Consider the following 18424-nt stretch of genomic DNA (forward strand, 5'->3'; position numbering starts at 1 on the left):
TACTAACTTTAATTAATGTATCTATGCGAATGATTCTAAATCTGAAACAAGGAATACAGAAGGCGCTGTTCTTCGTGTTCTTCCTGTTCTGCAGTACAGTGATGGTGGCACAGAACAAGGTGTCCGGAATTGTACAGGATGCAACAGGCGAACCGCTGATTGGTGTGAGTATCCTGGAAGTGGGAACCAACAACGGTACTGTGACCGACATTGACGGAAAGTTCTCGCTGACCGTCAACCGAGGGGCAAAGATAAGCTTCTCGTATGTGGGCTATACCCCCCAGACACTGGCTGCGACCAATAGTATGACAGTTGTCATGCAGGAAGACAGTAAGTTGCTCAACGAGGTGGTGGTAGTCGGTTATGGTACCATGCGACGAAAAGATGTAACGTCCTCTATCACTACAGTGAAGTCGGAGGATCTGAACAAAGGTGTGTTCACCGATCCAGCTTCGATGCTGCAGGGAAAGGTGGCAGGTCTGACGGTAACCACTAGTGGCGACCCCTCAGGAACTCCTTCTATCACCCTCCGCGGTGCCTCTTCACTGCGTACAGGAGATGCTATGCAGCCGTATTATGTCATCGACGGAATTCCTGGTGTTGACATTTCGATGGTGGCTCCCGACGATATCGAGTCGATCGATGTGCTCCGCGATGCGTCGGCCACGGCAATCTATGGTTCTAAAGCCGCAAATGGTGTCATCATTATCACCACCAAGAGTGGTCAGGAGGGGAAAACGAACGTGACCTATAATGGTTATGTTGCTTTTGACAATGTACTGAAGACGCTTGATATGGCATCTGCCTCACAGCTCCGTTCCTCTGGTCTTATCGGTGCCGAGCAAGATGGCGGTGGTGATACTGACTGGCAGGATGAAGTTCTTCGAACAGGATTCAGTCATAATCATAATGTGAGTATCTCTGGTGGTAATGCCAAAACCAAGTACATGGGATCTGTCAACTATATGAATCGTGAGGGTGTGGTACGCGGAACAGGGATGAACCGTGTGAATGCCCGTTCATTGTTGACCACCAAGATCCTGAAGGATCGCCTAGAACTCTCTCTCGGTTTGAATGCCATGCAAGGCAAGCATAAGGGTGTGCCCATGAGTGGCGGCGGCTCATCAAACTCTGGTAAGAGTGTGCTTGATGCCATGAACTACTATTCACCTACCAACCCCGTGAAGAATGCGGATGGCACGTGGTATGAGTCGTATGTCGGTTCTGCTAATTACAACCCGCTGTCAATGATCTATGAGGATGGTAATGAGAACGAGTGGAAACGTCTGCAGTTTATCACTAAGGCCTCTATGAAGATTGTGGAGGGACTGGTATGGCATGTCAACTACTCATACGACAGCGGACAGAACACCTATAGTTGGTATCAGACCCACCAGACTCAGATGGAAAAAGGTTATAACGGTCGTGCTCATCGAGATACCTACCTGCGTCATAACCAGACTTTCGAGACTTATGGAAACTATGATGTCACTCTTAACAAGGTGCATAAACTCGGTCTGATGGCAGGTTATAGCTGGGAGGAGCGAACCAATGGTGATGGGTTCGGTGTCACTGTCAATAACTTCTACAACGATGTGACTGGTTTCTGGAATCTCCGCTATGCCAATAATATCAATGGAATCACTGATGTGACAGGATCTTCCAAGGCAACCATCCGTAATATCTCGTTCTATGGACGTGCCAATTACTCGTTTAATAGCCGATATATGCTGCAGGCTACTATTCGTCGTGACGGCTCTTCCGTGTTTGGTGCCGATCATAAGTGGGGAACCTTCCCTTCTGTATCTGCAGCATGGAATATCACAGAAGAGGACTTTATGAAAAATCAGAGTGTCTTTGATCAACTCAAACTCCGTGTAGGTTATGGTGTCAGTGGTAATGCCATGGGCTTTGGTGCTTATGATGCTATCGCCACCTATGGTCTGAACAGCAACTCGTTTGAGTATATCTTGCCCGATGGAACCAAGTATACGATGTATGGTATTGAGGCACAGAACAATCCCAATCCCGATCTGAAGTGGGAACGTACGTCAATGTTGAATATCGGCCTTGACTTTGCTTTCCTTGGTGGACGTATCAATGGTAGTATTGAGTACTACAACAAGAAGACTTCCGACCTAATCTGGAACTACGCTGTTTCAACAAGCGTCTATCCTCTGAACTGGATTCGTGCTAATGTGGGCGATATCACCAATAACGGTGTCGAATTCACAATCAATGCCATTCCCGTCAAGACGAAGGACTTCCAGTGGCAGACAACGCTGAACCTCTCTCATAATAGGAATACGGTTGATAAGCTCTCTAATTCTACATACAGCGTTGATTATGTGGATTATGGTAACCCGAATATCGGCGGCATCGCCTCTAATGCTGACGTACAGCGCATCATGGAGGGCGAACCTCTTGGTACGTTCTGGACATACAGGCATGCCGGCTATGATACCAACGGTAATAGCGTATTTTATGTTGGTGATCTTGAGAAACACAAGGACGGTGAAGGAAAAATCCAGCCTGACACCTATCAGGACGCCGATGGCAACTGGGTAACTTCTAATCCTGGCTACGACGACAAGGCGAATTGCGGCAATGCACAGCCGAAACTCGTTTATGGATGGAGCAATACACTGAATTATAAGAACTGGAGTCTTACGGCTTTCTTCCAGGGCGTGCTGGGTAATAAGATCCTGAATGCCACCAAGGCTCACTATAGTTTCCAAGGACATCTGGCTGGTGGCAAGAACGTGCTCGCCGAAATGGTGAACGATAAGAAATGGCAAGCAGATGCTAATGCTCATATTCCTGGTGACAATTATATCGAGAATGGCAGTTATCTGCGTCTCTCAACACTAACGCTCGGATATACCTTTAAGGAACTTGGTGGATGGGCGCAGAGTATGCAACTCTATGCAACCTGTAACAATCTGCTGACGATTACCGGTTATAGTGGTATCGACCCGGAGGTAAACCTTGGCGGACTTGATCCCGGCATCGATTACCGGGAGACTTTCTATCCTCACACACGTTCGTTTATCATTGGTGCTAAGATTAACTTCTAAAATACAAGGATAATATATGAAAACAAATATAAGAATATTTCTTGCAGCTGGACTGATGGCAATGACTGCCAGCTGTACTGATCTGGATGTGATCCCCGAGGCACAGTTCACGGAATATCCCGATAGCGAGGCTGCCGTGGAGGCTCAGATGGCCGATGTCTATTTCCATCTGCGTGGTACTCTGGGACGTCGTTATATGGAGTCGCAGGCTCTGTCATCCGACGAGTGGGTGGGCATCAGTTTCGATGGCGATTATGCTGACGGTGGAATATATGCTCAGTGCTCTCTGCATAATTTTGATCCTAGCAGCGCTTCCACGGGTTGGTATGAAGAGGTGGCTGCCGGCATCACTAAGGCCAACCGTGTGATCCTGAACATGGGTGGTGAGGAGAAAGATGGTACGGCCCAAGCCCGTTATATGCGTGCTTTCTATTCATGGATTCTGATGGATAGCTATGGTGACACACCAATCCTCGATCACTTGGCTGTTGATGGTGAGCAGATCAACCGTTCACCGCGTGCCGAGGTAGCTCGTTGGATTGAGAGCGAACTAAAGACTATCATACCATTGCTGCCTGCGAATGTGGATGTCAGTACTTACGGTAAGCCGACACGTTATACTGCCGAGGCTCTTTTAGTGAAACTTTATATTAACTGGCCCGTCTATACTGCTAGTGATGTGACCGCATACGATGCTGCCAATTATAATAATGAGCATCTGAACGATGTGGTGACTCTTTGCGACGATATCATCAACTCAGGTCAGTTTAGTCTTTCTGAGGGTGCCGACGGTTATCGTTCGAAGTTCTGGCCCAATAATGGTTATCAGGTGAAGGATTTTATCTACGCGATGCCTTATGACGCCATTACTGCACAGGGCTTCCAGTATTGTCGTCCGCGTATCTGGCGTCAGGGACGTAACGATGGCAATGGTGGTGCAGGCTATTTCGGCTCTGATATAGGAAACTCCACGGGTGGAAACTTCTCTATCTCACCCGAATTCGCCGATGTGTTGATGGCATTGGAGAGTGATGATCGTCAGGAGAATATTCTGGCTGGACAGATTTACATGTTTGATCCTACGACATATGCTAAGACCTCTACACCGTATAAGTACAAAGATGAGGCGATTTGTCTCGACAAAACCATCCGTCTGAAATGGGTCGACGCTGAGGGTGATCCGCATTATGTCGAGTATGAGGATGGTATTAAGAACACGTCACTCTATCCTGCTGACTGTGCCATGTTGAATACGGGTAAGGACGTGAAGGGTTGGAGTCAGGGCTATAAGTCGGTGAAATACTTCGTAATCCGCGAGGACTTTATCAACGGGCGCAATCAGTCAAACGATTTGCCCATCTTCCGTTACGCCGATATCCTGCTGACGAAGGCTGAGGCTATCACCCGTGGTGCATCTGTCACAAATGACCAGACTGCTCAAACCTTGTTCAACGAGATCCGTTCTTACGTACATGCGCCACTGATCACAGAAGCTCCATCGCTGGAGGATATCTATGCAGAGCGTGGTCGTGAGTTGTTCGACGAGAATTGGCGTCGTAACGACATGATCCGTTTTGGGCATTTCGAGGATGAGTATGGTTTTCATCGCAAGGGCTTCCCAACGGCTCGTTTCGATAAGGAGTGTCGCGTGTTCCCTATTCCGCAAGGGGTACTTAACACAAACACTAACTGGCAGCAGAACGCTGGTTATTAAATGGAATAACCTAATAACATCATGATCTCCTCTGGGCAGCCTTTTTTGTGGCTGCCCAGACTATTATTATAAGAAGTTTTGTGATGCTAGGGCTCTAAGAAGAAATAAATATAAAAAAACGGGAGGATGTGTTGGTGTTCAGAAAAAAAAGCAATACTTTTGCACTACTAAAAGCCATAAACCAGAAAGATTGATCCGTGAAACAGATACCCAAACCTATAGTTAATAAGTTAAGTCGATATGTATTACTGACAATGTTGGTAGTCATGATAGTCGTATTAGCCTTATCTTTCAGGATATGCTATCATGCTGTAAGAGCAGAGTCCCATGTCCGTTATGTAGGTATGATGAATGTCGCTTCCGAAAAGATTGCCAAAACCATCAGAGGTATGGAGATGAATGCAAAGAACGTATTCGATGAAGTAGAGAAACACATGAGTTCTCCAGAAACGGTGGTCGCTGCCTTGGAAAGTAAGACAAGTCTGAACCCTGATGTGAGAGGCTATTTTGCTGCCTTCGAACCCAACTATTTCGAGCAGAAGGGAAGGTGGTTTGAGCCTTATGTGCACCATGTCGATAGTAGTGAGTTCGTTGTTCGACAAGTGGGCTCAGCCCGTCATGACTATACGAAGTCTGACTGGTATGTACGTGCAAAGGAACTGGGAAAGAGTTTCTGGTCTGAACCATATTATTACTATGACGGAACGAGTATTAGTGGTCATTATTGCACCTTTGTTAAACCAATCTACAACGTGGCAGGGCATCTGGTCTGTGTTTGCGGAGCGGACATGACCTTTGAATGGTTGACCAAGGAACTGCAGCAGATTGACGATGATGGCAGAGAGGACGATATGTTGAATATGTATCGTATGAATAGGAAGTTCGACTTTTATACCGTTGTCCTCAACAAAGATGGTGGTTGTATTGCCTATCCGGTGGAGAAGAGTGTACCAATCAAGGATAAGGACATTATTCGCGACCTCAAAGAGAAGAAAAGCGGAATGGTTGATATGGAGATCGATGGTGTGCCATCGACGGTATATTATGGACCGATAGAATATATTGATTGGTCGGTGGCTGTCGTAGTGCCGAGAGAGGATACCCAGAAGCCTTTGCTTTGGCTGGGGCTGGTTCTCCTGTCTGTCGCTGTGGCGGGAATAGTGGTGGTGTGGCTGATATGTCGTCGTATGAGATATGTTGAGGCTGTCTAGATTCATTCCCAAGACTCTGTCGCTCAAACTAAGCCTGATGGTTTGCTTTGAGATTGCGTTGCTGCTCTCGCTTTCTTTGGCAGTGATGTTCTACTTTTCGCGTAAGGCTTTAAGGGAAGAGGCAATGCATGATGCGGAGCAGACACTGGAGGGAACGGCGCAGCATGTCGACAACATCCTATTGGGCGTGGAGCAGTCGGTTGGCAACTTCTATTGGGAACTATTAGCACATCTTGACCAACCAGATCGTATGTTCATTTATAGTCGGAAAATCGTAGAGTGTAACCCCAATATCGTGGGTTGTGCAATTGCCTTTAAACCGAATTATTATCCTGATCGTGAATTGTTTATGGCCTATATTCATCGTCAGGACAACAGGGAGAATTCTGGTGGTCAGTCGGAATTGGTGATGCAAGAGACCTTCGCCAACCGACCCTATACGGAGCAGGTATGGTATACTGAACCTATGAGGACTGGTCGAACCTGTTGGACGGACCCATTGAAGAACGATAGTACCGAGGGTGAGGCAATCTCCACTTTCTGTTTACCCATCTACGATCGTAGTGCAAAGTGTGTGGGAGTGGTGGCCGTCGATCTAGCCATTAGTCAACTGTCGCAAATTATTCTGTCTGCCAAACCCTCCGACAATGGCTATAGCGTTCTATTGGCGAGTAACGGTTCATATATCGTACACCCTGATCCGGAAAAGCTGTTGCATCAGACGGTATTCTCTCAGATGGATCAAGGTGCAGACCCTTCGGTCTTAAAGGTTGGCAAAGCGATGGTGGCTGGTGAGTCGGGGTTTAAGCCTTTCTACATGGATGACCAGAAATGGTATATATTCTTCAAACCCTTCAAGTGTCTGGAGGTGCCGGGACGTGCATTAGAGAACCTCCATTGGAGTATTGGTGTTGTTTATCCTGAGGAAGATATCTTCGGTGAATACAACAGACTGCTTTATTATGTGGTTGCTATTGCCATTATCGGACTATTACTCTTCTTTGTACTCTGTCGTACAGTTTTACATCGTCAGTTGCTACCATTGAATATGCTTACTCGCTCGACACAGCGTATAACCGATGGTAACTACGACGAAGTGATTCCAGACACCACTCGAGAAGACGAGGTAGGACAGTTACAGGACCATTTCAAGAAGATGCAGCGGTCGTTAGTAACTCATGTCAGCGAGTTGAAGGAGTTGTCAACTACACTGCGTGAACGCAGTAAGGTACTACGGAAAGCTTATAAGAGGGCTCAGGAGGCTGATCGCACGAAGACAACCTTTCTTCATTACATGACCAATCAGATGACAGGACCTTCAGACGCCATCGACAAGAGTGTCACAACCTTGTGCAACAACTATCACGATATCAGTCAGGAGGAGATTGATCATGAAGTTAGCAATATTCAGAAACAGACCGACGTCATCATTGACCAACTTAACCATCTGCTTCATGTCGCAGGAAATGATACGGAGAAGACGATGGGACGGCGGGTGAAGTTCGAGAAGAAGAAGGAGGAGTCTCATGAGTAATATCTTTCGAAAACTAATATCCGAGTTTCACTCGCCCAGACGAAGTCTCTCAACGAAACTCTGTCTTGGCATTCTGCTGATGGTCGCACCAACCTTTATCGCAGCTTTGGGTGCATTATACCTCCAGTCGCGACATTTTATCCGTCAGGAAGCCTCGGAGCGTGCTAACAGTATGCTTAATACTATGACACAACGTGTCAGGAACTACATGAGCACGATAGAGACCTCGACCGATGCTAACACGTGGCTCCTTGAAGAGCATTTCACACCCGATTCGTTGCAGTCGACCTCTCACCGTATTGTGAGCCTTAACCGTCAGGTACGTAGTTGTTCCGTCAGCGCCGTGCCTAATACATTTCCTCAATATGGCCGTTACTTCTCTGTCTTCACCATCAATGATGGTGATACGATTATCACCGTCCGTGAACCAGACTTCGACTATTTCGACAAGATATGGTACAAGGCTTCGATAGACTCTGGGAAGGCTTGTTGGGTGGATCCTTTCTGTGAACATACAGAAGGAGCAATCGATTATAATGAGGCTATCGCTACTTATTGTAAACCCCTTCGTCCAGATGGCGAGCACATCGCGGGGGTTATCTCCGTGGATCTCGCTTTCAGTCAACTTTCCAGAATTCTCAACTCCACTGATCAAAGCCTTCCCAATACTTATTTTATTCTCCTTGGCGGCGATGGGCGTTACTTTATCCATCCCGATACGATGCGTCTTTTTAGGAAGACCATCTTTACTGATGCTGATCCCGTCCTTCATTCCGACAGGATTGCCTTGGGGCATGAGATGACGGCTGGTAAACAAGGAAATATGCACATCACCATCGACGATCAGCTCTGCCATGTGTGCTACCGTCCAGTACCTGGTACAAACTGGAGCCTCGCACTGGTTTGTCCAGATAGTGATATCCTAAAGAGTTATCACCGGCTGACCTATGTTGTCATCGCACTTATCATCGTCGGGCTACTGGGCATCCTATGGTTGTGTAGGCGCTCTGTAAGTCGTACCATTCAGCCCATTAATCAGTTGATGGGTTTCTCGAAGAAGATAGCTGATGGCAATTATGATGAAATGATTCCAACTTCCACACGTGAAGATGTCCTTGGTCAGTTGCAAAACAGCTTTGCAGCCATGCAGCGCTCACTCCATGAGCATATGCATAGTATTCATCAAGCCACAGAAGAGACCCGGGAACGTAATGAGGAACTGGTGCATGCCATGAAGATGGCAGAAGAGGCTGTTAAGCAGAAGAGTCTGTTTATACAGAACGTGTCGCATCAGATACGTACACCGTTGAACATCATTCTTGGTTTTGCGAATGTGCTGCGCGACAGTTTCTCGTCGCATAGTGACGACGGGGGCGGTGCCCTTCACGACAAGGAGTTACATGACATCACAGGTATGATGAAGTACAATGCCATCCACCTGAAACGTATGGTACTTATGCTCTTCGATAGTTCGGAAACAGGAGCTTCCGAGGAGTTGCTGAGTCGTAGAAGTGATGAGGTGTCGTGTAACGAACTGGCTAGGGAAAGCATCGAATATACAAAAACCCATTTCCCTGGTCTGACCATCTCTTTCGTGTCGGAACTGAGTGATAGCTTCTGTATTCTGACTAATCACTTGTATCTGGTACGCTCACTCCGAGAGTTGCTTTACAACTCAGCCAAGTTCTCTGATGGTCAGCATATCCTATTGCGTGTTTCACAGACGGATACATCTATCCGCTTTATCGTCGAGGATATAGGACCAGGAATGCCGGAAGAATCCCAGGATCTGATCTTCAAACCTTTCACGAAGGTTGATGATCTGTCTGAGGGCCTTGGTCTTGGTCTGCCTTTGGCCAAGCGTCATGCTGTTGGTTTAGGTGGTGATCTCCTATTTGATACCACCTATCAGGAAGGGTGTCGTGCCATCATCGAGGTACCGAAATAATGATCCGTAATCAATATGAAAAAGAGTATAGTAATACTTACCGCTTGTCTCCTGTTTGTCTCAATAACAATGGTGGCACAAGTATGGTACGATGTTGATCCGCGTATTGGCAGTGAGGGCGTGGGGCGCACGTTTCCTGGTCCTTCGATGCCCTTTGGTATGTGTAAACCAGGTCCCGATTGTACAGTAAAACCAAATGCAGGATGGGCTCCCATGCCGGAGGTGGTGACGGGCTTCTCACAGACTCATGTTAGTGGTACGGGTGGGGGACAGAAATATGGTAATATCCTGATACAACCCGTCATTGGAAACGAGGATCAGAAAACGTACGAGCAGCGTCGTGCTAAAGAGGAATTCTCGCTTGGCTATTATGCTACGACCTTCGAGAGTGGCATTTGTACGGAGATCACAACCTCTGAGCGGTGTGCCTTCTATCGTATCCATTATCCAACTAAAGGCTTGCTGTTCATCAATGCCACTCATTATCTGGGTAAGAACTCTATCCCTGATCTGCGTGAACAGCAGCAGTTTGTCGATGCTGAGGTAGAGGTGAAGGGTGACCATGAGGTATGTGGTTTCTCTCGTGTCCGAGGAGGTTGGAACAATGGTGATGCCTATACGGTCTATTTCTGTCTGACTAGTGACAGGCCGTTCTCCTCTGCAGGTAGTGGACAGACGACCACCCTTCATTTCTCTGACACACTTGTCAATATCAGGATCGGCATTTCCTATGTCAGTACCCAGCAGGCCAGGCGGAATATCCCCGACTGCGACTTCGACACGCAGTTAGGCAGGCTTCGCGAACGTTGGGAGCAGCTGCTGAGCAGGGTGCAGATCAAAGGTTCCGATTCTCAGCGTCGGATGTTCTATACAGCTCTTTACCACACGATGCTGATGCCTGTCGACAAGACTGGTGAGAACCCGAAGTGGGCGGACACACCCTATTACGATGATTTCTATGCTATCTGGGATACCTATCGTACGTCAACTCCGCTCATCACCCTGCTCGACGAGCAGCGTGAGACTGATATTGTAAACGCTCTGTTGAATATCTACAGACGTGAGGGATATATGCCCGATGCACGCAGTGGTGACTGTAACGGTCGTACGCAGGGCGGCTCGAATGCCGATGTGGTCATTGCCGATGCCTATGTGAAAGGACTGAAGGGTATTGATTACAATCTGGCTCTTGAGGCGATGTTGAAGGATGCGGAGTCCGATCCAGGAGCTGATCATGAGAAGCATGGAAGGGGCGGTCTCCTCGAGTATAATCGCTTGGGCTATATCCCCTATGGCATAGACCGTGCCGGCACTCGTACCATCGAGTATGCCTACGACGACTATTGTATCGCTGAGGTGGCCAAGGGCTTGGGGCGCATGGATATCTGTGAGCGTTTTCTCCGTCAGTCGCAGAACTGGAAGAACCTCTGGCGTAGCGACTATGAATGGGATGATGTGCGGGGCTATATCATGCCTCGTGATGCTGATGGGGTCTGGCTTGACTCCGTGCCCTGGGGCCGTTCGAAGGTCTTTAAGCCTCTCATCCCCTATACGCCAGTGACGAAGGTGGCCCCCTGGTACCTACCGTGGTGGAGCACGTTCTTCTACGAGGCCCTGTCGGCAGAATACTCGCTGAGTATCCCCCACGACGTGGCCGCACTTATCGAGGTTTGTGGCGGCAACGAGACTTTCCGTCGCCGACTTGACCTATTCTTTGAGCGAGGGCGCTATAATGTGGGTAACGAGCCGTCGTTCCTCACCCCTTGTCTCTATCACTGGATAGGACGTCCTGACCTTACCTCCGACCGTGTGTGCCAGATTGTTACAGCGCATTATAGCGATCAACCCGATGGACTGCCTGGTAATGACGATAGTGGCGCGATGTCATCGTGGCTCGCCTTCCATCAGCTGGGACTCTATCCCAATGCTGGACAGGATTACTATCTGCTCCACGTTCCGCTTCTCTCTGAATGGTTGTTGCAGTTATGTAATGGTAAGACCGTGCATGCTGTCGTCAAAGGGCGGGGCACCCGCTTCGAGCGTGTGACCTTCAACGGCCGTGAATTGACAGACGCACGCATCACACATGCCGACCTGATGCAGGGCGGTGACCTCGTGTTCTATGTCTCTAAAGACCCGAGGAAGCCAAAACAATCATCAGATGCCAGTACACAGCTACTTTATGCCGGGCAAACCCAGACTTTACGCCGGGCAAACCTAGACTTTGCTCCGACCAAGACGCTTCATATCAGTTATACGTTAAATCAACAGTTCCGTACATGGCCGCTCGTCTATGGCTGGCAAGGCGACACACTAGTCGTTACTTGCAAGGAGGCACAGTATGTCCTTTCCCGTTCTGTCGTGGAGAATGCCACGGGTTTCTGTTGGGATATCCCTACCGACGGTGCTGTGTATCAGTCTCAGGGCACCGTCGCCTTCATCTCCCGTCAGGCTATGGACCACCTGCGACAGAAAGGCTTCTTCCTCTACGATGATATCACTTGGCGCAGTCAGGATGATAGTGGCATGGAAAAGATACATGTCCGTGCTGATACTGATCAGACGGACATGTGGATAGAGTACGACAGGACGCTCGGCCTGTATCTTGTGACGGAGATGAGAAATAACCCCCTCGGCATCGACTGGCGCCTGATGCGTTAGGATTAGACAATATCAACAGATGAGAAAAATACTGCTTGCTACTTTAATCTTCGCAGTCGTAGGAGTGATGGCGCAGGAGAAATCACTCCAGCAGTTGGGTGGTGTGTATTATGCTTATCCCATAGAGTCGGGAGTGGCAATGCCAGACATTCAACCAGTGGCCGACGGCTATGTGGCGTTCTACATCTCACACTATGGGCGGCATGGGTCGCGCTGGCTGCCCAGCGACGAGAGGTACAGATGGGTAAACAATCAGTTCGCTAATCAGAAAAACCTAACGGACCTAGGCGAGAGCGTTCGCAAGCGACTGTCGCTGATATGGAAGAATGCCAAAGGGCATGGTGGCAGGCTGACTCCACTCGGAGGTCGTCAGCATCGAGGTATTGCCCAAAGAATGTTTCAGCGCTTCCCTCACCTCTTCACGGCCGAGGCTCATCTGACAGCTCACTCTAGTACCGTTGGCCGTTGCAGAAGCAGTATGCTGAACTTCCTGTCCGAACTTCAGGCACAGAATCCCTCATTGGATATCTTGCCCGTGACTTGCGAAGAGGATATGGCTTGGATCGCCTATACCTCGCCAGAGGAGAAGGCTCTGGAGAACCGTACCCATGTGCCACTAACGGTCTCGACTGACCGTTTTGTCAAGACACTGTTTATCGATCCGTCGAAGGTTGAGAATCCTGAGCGATTGTTCACGGAACTGCATACTATCGCCTCCGATATACAGGATGTGGAACTGGACGTTTCTCTCTATGATATCTTCACAAGAGAGGAAATGGAGGCTGTCTATGCGATGAACAACGAGCGTATGACCATCTGTAATGGTGATGAGAGTCTAAACGGTGGGATTCCCGCCCGCAGTGCCGTCTCACTTTGGCGTCGTATCGAGGCCGACGCTGATGCGGCTATTACCAGGGGTGGTGTAGGTGCAGATCTGCGTTTTGGACATGACACGAATCTCTATCGTCTGCTGACACTGATGGGTGTCGATACTGGGGGCATGGGCATGGATGAAATTCTGCCGATGGCAGCCAACCTGCAGATGGTTTTCTATAGGAATGTCGCAGGCGATATCCTAGTGCAGCTACTGCACAATGAGAAGTCCCTCGGCTTCAGAAACTGGGAGGAACTGAAACAACAGGTTAGTGAACATATATGTTCATTAGAGTGATTATCGGAAGATCAGGGTGGTGAGACGCTCTGGGACGAACAACTTACGGGCTACCTGTTGGATGTCTTCGGCCTTGATAGCATCGATGCGTTGGAATAGTCGATCCAAGTCGCGCTCCTGACCAAGATGCAGATAGCTTTTACCGAAGTCGAGGGCAAACTGCTCGCGGTTGTCGCAGGCGATGGCAATCTGTCCTTTCAGTTGGCGCTTGGCAGCAGAGAGTTGGCGCTCGGAGAGCGGACGTATCATCATGCGGTCAAGTTCATGGCGTACTAGTCGGAGACAGCGACGGATGTCGGCGTGATCGCAACCGAAGTAGACACTCCAGATACCTGTATCGGAATAGCTAGTCATAATGCTCTCAACAGTGTATACCAGACCGTGTCGCTCTCGAAGCGAGAGATTCAGGCGGGCGTTCATGCCTGGTCCTCCCAAAATGTTATTAAGGAGGTAGAGCGTCATGCGGCGCGGGTCGTCAAAGGCATAGGATCGGGTGCCGAGCATTACATGGGCTTGATGGGTGCCCTTGTCGAGAATGATCGATTGACCATCAACGGAACGTCCTATCCCGATGGAACAACAGTGCTGATTGGCCATTTTAATGGCCTTCGAAAATTCTAAATTCTCTAGTTTCTTGACGAGGCGTGCGAAACTGATGTCACCGTAAACGAAGAACACAGCGTTGTCGGGGCGATAGTGACAACGTACGAAATGAAGGAAGTCCTCTGTCTTGTAGGTGCGCAACTGTTCTGCGTTGCCTAGGATGTTGTGTCCCAAAGGATGTCCCTCGAAGAGGAGATTCTCGAACTCATCGTAGATCAGTTCTGCAGGTGTGTCGTTATAACTCTCGATTTCGTCGCAAATCACCTCCACCTCTTTATCGATTTCATGTTGTGGATATTGACTATGGAAGACGATATCGGTGAGCACATCGACCGCTTGAGTGAAGTGCTCCTTCGATATTGCGGCATAGAAAACGGTGTCTTCCTTGTTAGTGAAGGCATTCAGTTCTCCGCCCACACCTTCTAAGGCATTGATGATCTGAAGGGCGTTGCGTTGTGCCGTACCTTTGAACGTCATATGCTCACAAAAATGAGCCAAGCCCTCCTCGCTCAGCGGTCCTGCCTGACTATTCATTCGTTCATCACGGGTGCCAGCGGCAATTCCATAACCACAATATACCACTTGCGATGCAGATGGCAGATGGATGATGCGCAGACCGTTCTTGAGTGTATGCGTGTTGTATTTCATCATACTGTTTGCAAAAGTACAAAATAAAATATAATTCATCTTGCTTTTTTGAAGAAAAGCAGTATCTCCAATCGTAAATTTCATATTTATTTTGTACTTTTGCATTTGTAATGTTTAAGAGAAACTATGCGAAAAGTAATAGGAATAGGCGAGACCATTCTCGATATTATATTTAAAGACGAGCAGCCGATAGGGGCTGTACCAGGCGGCTCAATGTTCAACGGTCTGATATCCTTGGGACGTTCAGGCCTGAACACAACCTTGATCAGTGAGACCGGAGATGACCGGGTCGGAAAGAACATCATCCATTTTTTGGAGGATAATCATGTGGATGCTAGTAAGGTCAACATCTGGCCGGAGACGAAGTCGCCGATATCACTGGCTTTCCTTGATGACAGGAACGATGCGGAGTATATCTTCTATAAGGATCATCCCCATGATCATCTTGAGTTCTCCTATCCTGACATTCAGCCCGATGATGTGGTGATGTACGGATCTTACTATGCCGTGAATCCGGTTATACGCGATCAGGTGAGGACATTTCTGGAACATGCCCGTGCGCAGGGGGCTATCCTCTACTACGATGTGAACTTCCGTGCCTCTCATCGTGATGAGGTGATGAAATTGAGGGCGAATATCTTGGAAAATTTCGAGTTGGCAGACATCGTACGTGGTAGCAAGGAGGATTTTGAAGTGATGTTCGGCCTGGAGAATGGCGATCAGGTATATCGTTCACAGATATCTTTCTACTGTAAAAACTTCATCTATACTTGTGGCGCTGAACCATTGGAGTTGCGCACCGTTGGTGGTGTGGAAAAGCGTTATTCTGTGGAACAGAAAAATACTGTCAGCACCATCGGTGCCGGTGATAATTTCAATGCAGGTTTTGTATATGGTCTGTTGAAGGATGGTGTCACCCGAGAGATGCTAGAGAACGGTCTGACCGAACAGCAGTGGGACGAGATCATTGATCAAGCACAACAGTTCTCTGCGAATGTGTGTCAGAGCATCCATAATAGCGTGGATCAGGTGTTCGCAGATCGTAAGCGTGCAGAGTTGGAGGACGCTTTTGCTGCCTTGTCGGAGAAAAAGGATTCTGTTCAATAAACAGCCTAAAATAATACATGATATGAAAGAAATAGTAAACAAAATCTATTACGTCGGTGTTAACGATCGTAATAAGAACCTTTTCGAAGGTTTATGGCCCTTGCCTAATGGTGTTTCATACAACTCTTATCTGATTGATGACGAGAAGGTGTGTCTAATCGACACGGTGGAGGTTGACTTCTTCGTGCAGTTTCTGGAGAACATCAGGGAAGTAATCGGAGATAGAAAGATTGATTTTCTCGTGGTAAACCACATGGAACCCGACCACAGCGGTAGTCTGGCATTAATCAGAAAGTACTATCCGGATATTAAGATTATCGGTAACAAGAAGACCTTCCAGATGGCAGAGGGCTTCTATGGGGTGATAAACGGCCTGTTGGAGGTGAAGAATGGCGATACGATTGAATTGGGTAATCATACGCTTAGCTTCGTGATGACCCCTATGGTGCACTGGCCGGAGACAATGGTGACGCTGGAAAACACGAGTCACGTACTCTTCTCGGGCGATGCTTTTGGCTGCTTTGGCGCATTGAATGGAGGCGTAGTCGACTCGCAGATCAATACAGACACATTTTGGTTGGAGATGGTGCGCTACTACTCGAATATAGTGGGGAAATATGGTACGCCTGTGCAGAATGCTTTGAAGAAACTGGTAGGTATCCGACTCGATTATCTCTGTGCTACCCATGGCCCAGTATGGCATGAGTATGTGGAGAAGGTGATAGGAATCTATGACACGTTGAGCAAATATGAGACAGAGCCCGGACTGGTGATTTGCTATGGAACAATGTACGGCAATACGGAGCGTGCCGCTGAAGTTATCGCCCGTGCTGCCTCAGAGGCTGGTGTCAAGAATATCGTAATGTATAACGTATCGAAAACACATCATTCATATATTATACGCGATGTGTTCCGCTATCGTGGGCTCATTGTCGGTGCACCGACTTATAATACGGGTCTTTATCATGAGATGGATGTGTTGTTATCCGAATTGGCAGGTCGTGACATCAAGAACCATCTGCTCGGTTGGTTTGGGTCCTATGGATGGGCTAGTAAGGCTGTGACAGAGATCCAGAAATGGAATGACGAGAAACTGCACTTCGAGGTTACTGGTGAGCCTGTGGAGATCAAACAGTCACTCACTCCCGAAACAAAAACTCAATGCGAGGCTCTTGGTCGTGCGATGGCTGAGCGCCTGAAAGCAGTGTGAGGGTATATTCAGAAAGATTCTAGATAAGATTCGCCAGCTCCTGTAAGGAGTTGGCGATTTTGATGTATTGTTGCCAGTCGCCACGGATCATGCCTTTTGCCTGTAGGTTATTAAGCAGGTTGATAAGAGAGTCCCAGAATCCTTTCATGTTGTAGAGGATCACCCTCTTCTTGTGATAACCAATGGTGGCGGAGGCGGCTATGGTAAATACCTCGTCAAGGGTGCCTATACCGCCAGGTAGGGCCACAAAGACATCGCTTTGGTCCATCATCAACTGTTTACGGTCGCTCAGGTTGTCGCAAGGAATCTCTATGTCCACATGATCGCTTGTCCTACCGCTTTTCTCGACAATCATTGGTACGACACCGATAGTTCGACCACCGTGTTCTCTGGCGGCCTTTCCCACACATTCCATCAGTCCTTGATTTACACCGCCAAAGACGATGTCATGACCGTTTTCGGCGGCCCACTTTCCCAATTCTTCTGTCATAGAGAAGAAGTCTGGGTCTATCTGCTGGTTCGCAGAACAGAATATACAGATTTTCATAATGAGTACAAAGGTATGATAAAGTGAGTGAAAAACCAAATGTATTTGCGATTATATTGACAGTATGGATTGTCTGGAATGGGGTTTCCGTCGAAAACTCTTGTTTTTTTCAAATATTTTATGTAAGTTTGCAGCGATTAATGAAAAGAAAACGAGATAACAATCAACCCAAACAAAAGATTAACGTATGAAAAAACTCTTATTATCAATGGTATTGACGACATTTATTGCAACTGGTTATGCACAGAAGAATCTGGTGCTGTATTATTCTCAGACGGGTACCACACAGGTGGTAGCGGAAGAGTTGCAAAAACAATTGGGAGCCGACATTGACAGTATTGTGGCCGTGGAGCCTTATTCAGGCGATTTTCAGGCAACTATCCAGCGTGGACAGCGTGAAATGCAGAGTGGTGAGACACCGGCACTCAAACCGCTGCATGTGAACATTGCCGACTATGATGTGATTTTCATCGGTTATCCTATTTGGTTTGGAACCTATGCTATGCCGATAGCGACTCTTGTCAAGGAGAACGATTTCGCTGGTAAGACCGTGGTGCCTTTCTGTACGTTCGGCAGCGGTGGACTGAACACCTCGACAGAGGCATTGAAGGCAGCACTGCCCAAGGCAAAAGTACAAACAGGTTATGGCGTGCGTACCGCTAGAATACTGGCAGTTGGGAAAGAACTCGACCGTTTCTTGAAGGCAAACGGATACAAGAGAGGTGTGGTTGCAAAGCTGCCCGATTACTCCGCACAATTGCCTGTGACCGACGAGGAGACGGCCATTTTCAATGCAGCCTGTTCCAGTTATCAGTTCCCGCTTGGCACACCACAGACGGTTGGAAAGCGTGTGACAGACGATAGTACCGACTATCAGTTTGTTGTGAAGGGCCGCGGCATGAATGGTGAGGAGTCCATCTCTACGATTTATGTAACAGTTGGTAAGGGAGAGGGAGCCAAGCCGGAATTCACGGAAGTGGTTCGATAGGACAT

At 48.1% G+C, this 18424-nt stretch carries 12 protein-coding genes; 10 read left to right on the top strand and 2 right to left on the bottom strand.

Annotated elements, in window-relative coordinates; all coding sequences use genetic code 11:
* Nucleotides 1-23 precede the first annotated feature (23 nt).
* The 7 genes from BMY63_RS05845 (at nt 24) to BMY63_RS05875 (ending at nt 13316) form a co-directional block, all read left to right on the top strand.
* Nucleotides 24-3077: a SusC/RagA family TonB-linked outer membrane protein gene (locus tag BMY63_RS05845; RefSeq protein WP_091915344.1), complete on the top strand. Its 3054-nt coding sequence runs from the start codon at nt 24-26 to the stop codon at nt 3075-3077.
* A gap of 16 nt (nt 3078-3093) precedes the next feature.
* A complete protein-coding gene (locus tag BMY63_RS05850) occupies nt 3094-4791 on the top strand; it encodes a RagB/SusD family nutrient uptake outer membrane protein (protein WP_091900194.1) in 1698 nt (565 codons plus the stop codon).
* A gap of 266 nt (nt 4792-5057) precedes the next feature.
* Nucleotides 5058-6002: a PDC sensor domain-containing protein gene (locus tag BMY63_RS05855; RefSeq protein ID WP_177178390.1), complete on the top strand. Its 945-nt coding sequence runs from the start codon at nt 5058-5060 to the stop codon at nt 6000-6002.
* Nucleotides 5986-7536 carry a PDC sensor domain-containing protein gene (locus tag BMY63_RS05860; protein ID WP_091915346.1) on the top strand — a complete coding sequence of 517 codons (1551 nt, stop codon included), beginning with the start codon at nt 5986-5988 and terminating at the stop codon, nt 7534-7536. Before BMY63_RS05855 ends, BMY63_RS05860 begins: the two co-directional genes overlap by 17 nt.
* Nucleotides 7529-9484 (top strand): HAMP domain-containing sensor histidine kinase, encoded by a 1956-nt coding sequence (locus BMY63_RS05865; protein WP_091915348.1) that lies wholly within the window; start codon nt 7529-7531, stop codon nt 9482-9484. The genes BMY63_RS05860 and BMY63_RS05865 overlap by 8 nt, the downstream gene beginning before the upstream one ends.
* Nucleotides 9485-9499: 15 nt before the next feature.
* Nucleotides 9500-12145, top strand: a complete 2646-nt coding sequence (locus tag BMY63_RS05870; RefSeq protein WP_091915350.1) for a GH92 family glycosyl hydrolase — start codon at nt 9500-9502, stop codon at nt 12143-12145.
* 19 nt (nt 12146-12164) lie between these two features.
* A complete protein-coding gene (locus BMY63_RS05875; RefSeq protein WP_143065735.1) occupies nt 12165-13316 on the top strand; it encodes a histidine phosphatase family protein in 1152 nt (383 codons plus the stop codon).
* Here BMY63_RS05875 and BMY63_RS05880 read toward each other — a convergent pair whose 3' ends face one another.
* Complete coding sequence (locus BMY63_RS05880) at nt 13317-14567, bottom strand: M16 family metallopeptidase (protein WP_091915464.1); 1251 nt, start codon at nt 14565-14567, stop codon at nt 13317-13319. It abuts the gene before it with no gap.
* A 126-nt stretch (nt 14568-14693) separates the two neighbouring features.
* On the opposite strand from BMY63_RS05880, the gene BMY63_RS05885 reads away from it, so the two are divergent.
* Both BMY63_RS05885 and BMY63_RS05890 read left to right on the top strand, forming a co-directional pair.
* Complete coding sequence (locus BMY63_RS05885) at nt 14694-15674, top strand: carbohydrate kinase family protein (protein ID WP_091900187.1); 981 nt, start codon at nt 14694-14696, stop codon at nt 15672-15674.
* A 22-nt stretch (nt 15675-15696) separates the two neighbouring features.
* Nucleotides 15697-16884, top strand: a complete 1188-nt coding sequence (locus BMY63_RS05890) for an FprA family A-type flavoprotein (protein ID WP_091900186.1) — start codon at nt 15697-15699, stop codon at nt 16882-16884.
* Nucleotides 16885-16903: 19 nt separating this feature from the next.
* Here the strand turns inward: BMY63_RS05890 and BMY63_RS05895 are convergent, their stop codons facing one another.
* Nucleotides 16904-17431 (bottom strand): LOG family protein, encoded by a 528-nt coding sequence (locus tag BMY63_RS05895; protein ID WP_091900185.1) that lies wholly within the window; start codon nt 17429-17431, stop codon nt 16904-16906.
* 187 nt (nt 17432-17618) lie between these two features.
* Between BMY63_RS05895 and BMY63_RS05900 the strand changes: the two genes are divergently transcribed.
* Complete coding sequence (locus tag BMY63_RS05900; RefSeq protein WP_255397456.1) at nt 17619-18419, top strand: flavodoxin; 801 nt, start codon at nt 17619-17621, stop codon at nt 18417-18419.
* Nucleotides 18420-18424 lie beyond the last annotated feature (5 nt).

It is taken from the genome of Prevotella aff. ruminicola Tc2-24, from assembly GCF_900110895.1.
Lineage (GTDB): Bacteria > Bacteroidota > Bacteroidia > Bacteroidales > Bacteroidaceae > Prevotella.

Excerpts from the sequence above, each read along its gene's own strand:
- BMY63_RS05845 (WP_091915344.1), top strand. The coding sequence starts at position 24 with ATGCGAATGATTCTAAATCTGAAACAAGGAATACAGAAGGCGCTGTTC.
- BMY63_RS05850 (WP_091900194.1), top strand. The coding sequence starts at position 3,094 with ATGAAAACAAATATAAGAATATTTCTTGCAGCTGGACTGATGGCAATG.
- BMY63_RS05855 (WP_177178390.1), top strand. The coding sequence starts at position 5,058 with ATGATAGTCGTATTAGCCTTATCTTTCAGGATATGCTATCATGCTGTA.
- BMY63_RS05860 (WP_091915346.1), top strand. The coding sequence starts at position 5,986 with ATGTTGAGGCTGTCTAGATTCATTCCCAAGACTCTGTCGCTCAAACTA.
- BMY63_RS05865 (WP_091915348.1), top strand. The coding sequence starts at position 7,529 with ATGAGTAATATCTTTCGAAAACTAATATCCGAGTTTCACTCGCCCAGA.
- BMY63_RS05870 (WP_091915350.1), top strand. The coding sequence starts at position 9,500 with ATGAAAAAGAGTATAGTAATACTTACCGCTTGTCTCCTGTTTGTCTCA.
- BMY63_RS05875 (WP_143065735.1), top strand. The coding sequence starts at position 12,165 with ATGAGAAAAATACTGCTTGCTACTTTAATCTTCGCAGTCGTAGGAGTG.
- BMY63_RS05880 (WP_091915464.1), bottom strand. The coding sequence starts at position 14,567 with ATGAAATACAACACGCATACACTCAAGAACGGTCTGCGCATCATCCAT.
- BMY63_RS05885 (WP_091900187.1), top strand. The coding sequence starts at position 14,694 with ATGCGAAAAGTAATAGGAATAGGCGAGACCATTCTCGATATTATATTT.
- BMY63_RS05890 (WP_091900186.1), top strand. The coding sequence starts at position 15,697 with ATGAAAGAAATAGTAAACAAAATCTATTACGTCGGTGTTAACGATCGT.
- BMY63_RS05895 (WP_091900185.1), bottom strand. The coding sequence starts at position 17,431 with ATGAAAATCTGTATATTCTGTTCTGCGAACCAGCAGATAGACCCAGAC.
- BMY63_RS05900 (WP_255397456.1), top strand. The coding sequence starts at position 17,619 with ATGAAAAAACTCTTATTATCAATGGTATTGACGACATTTATTGCAACT.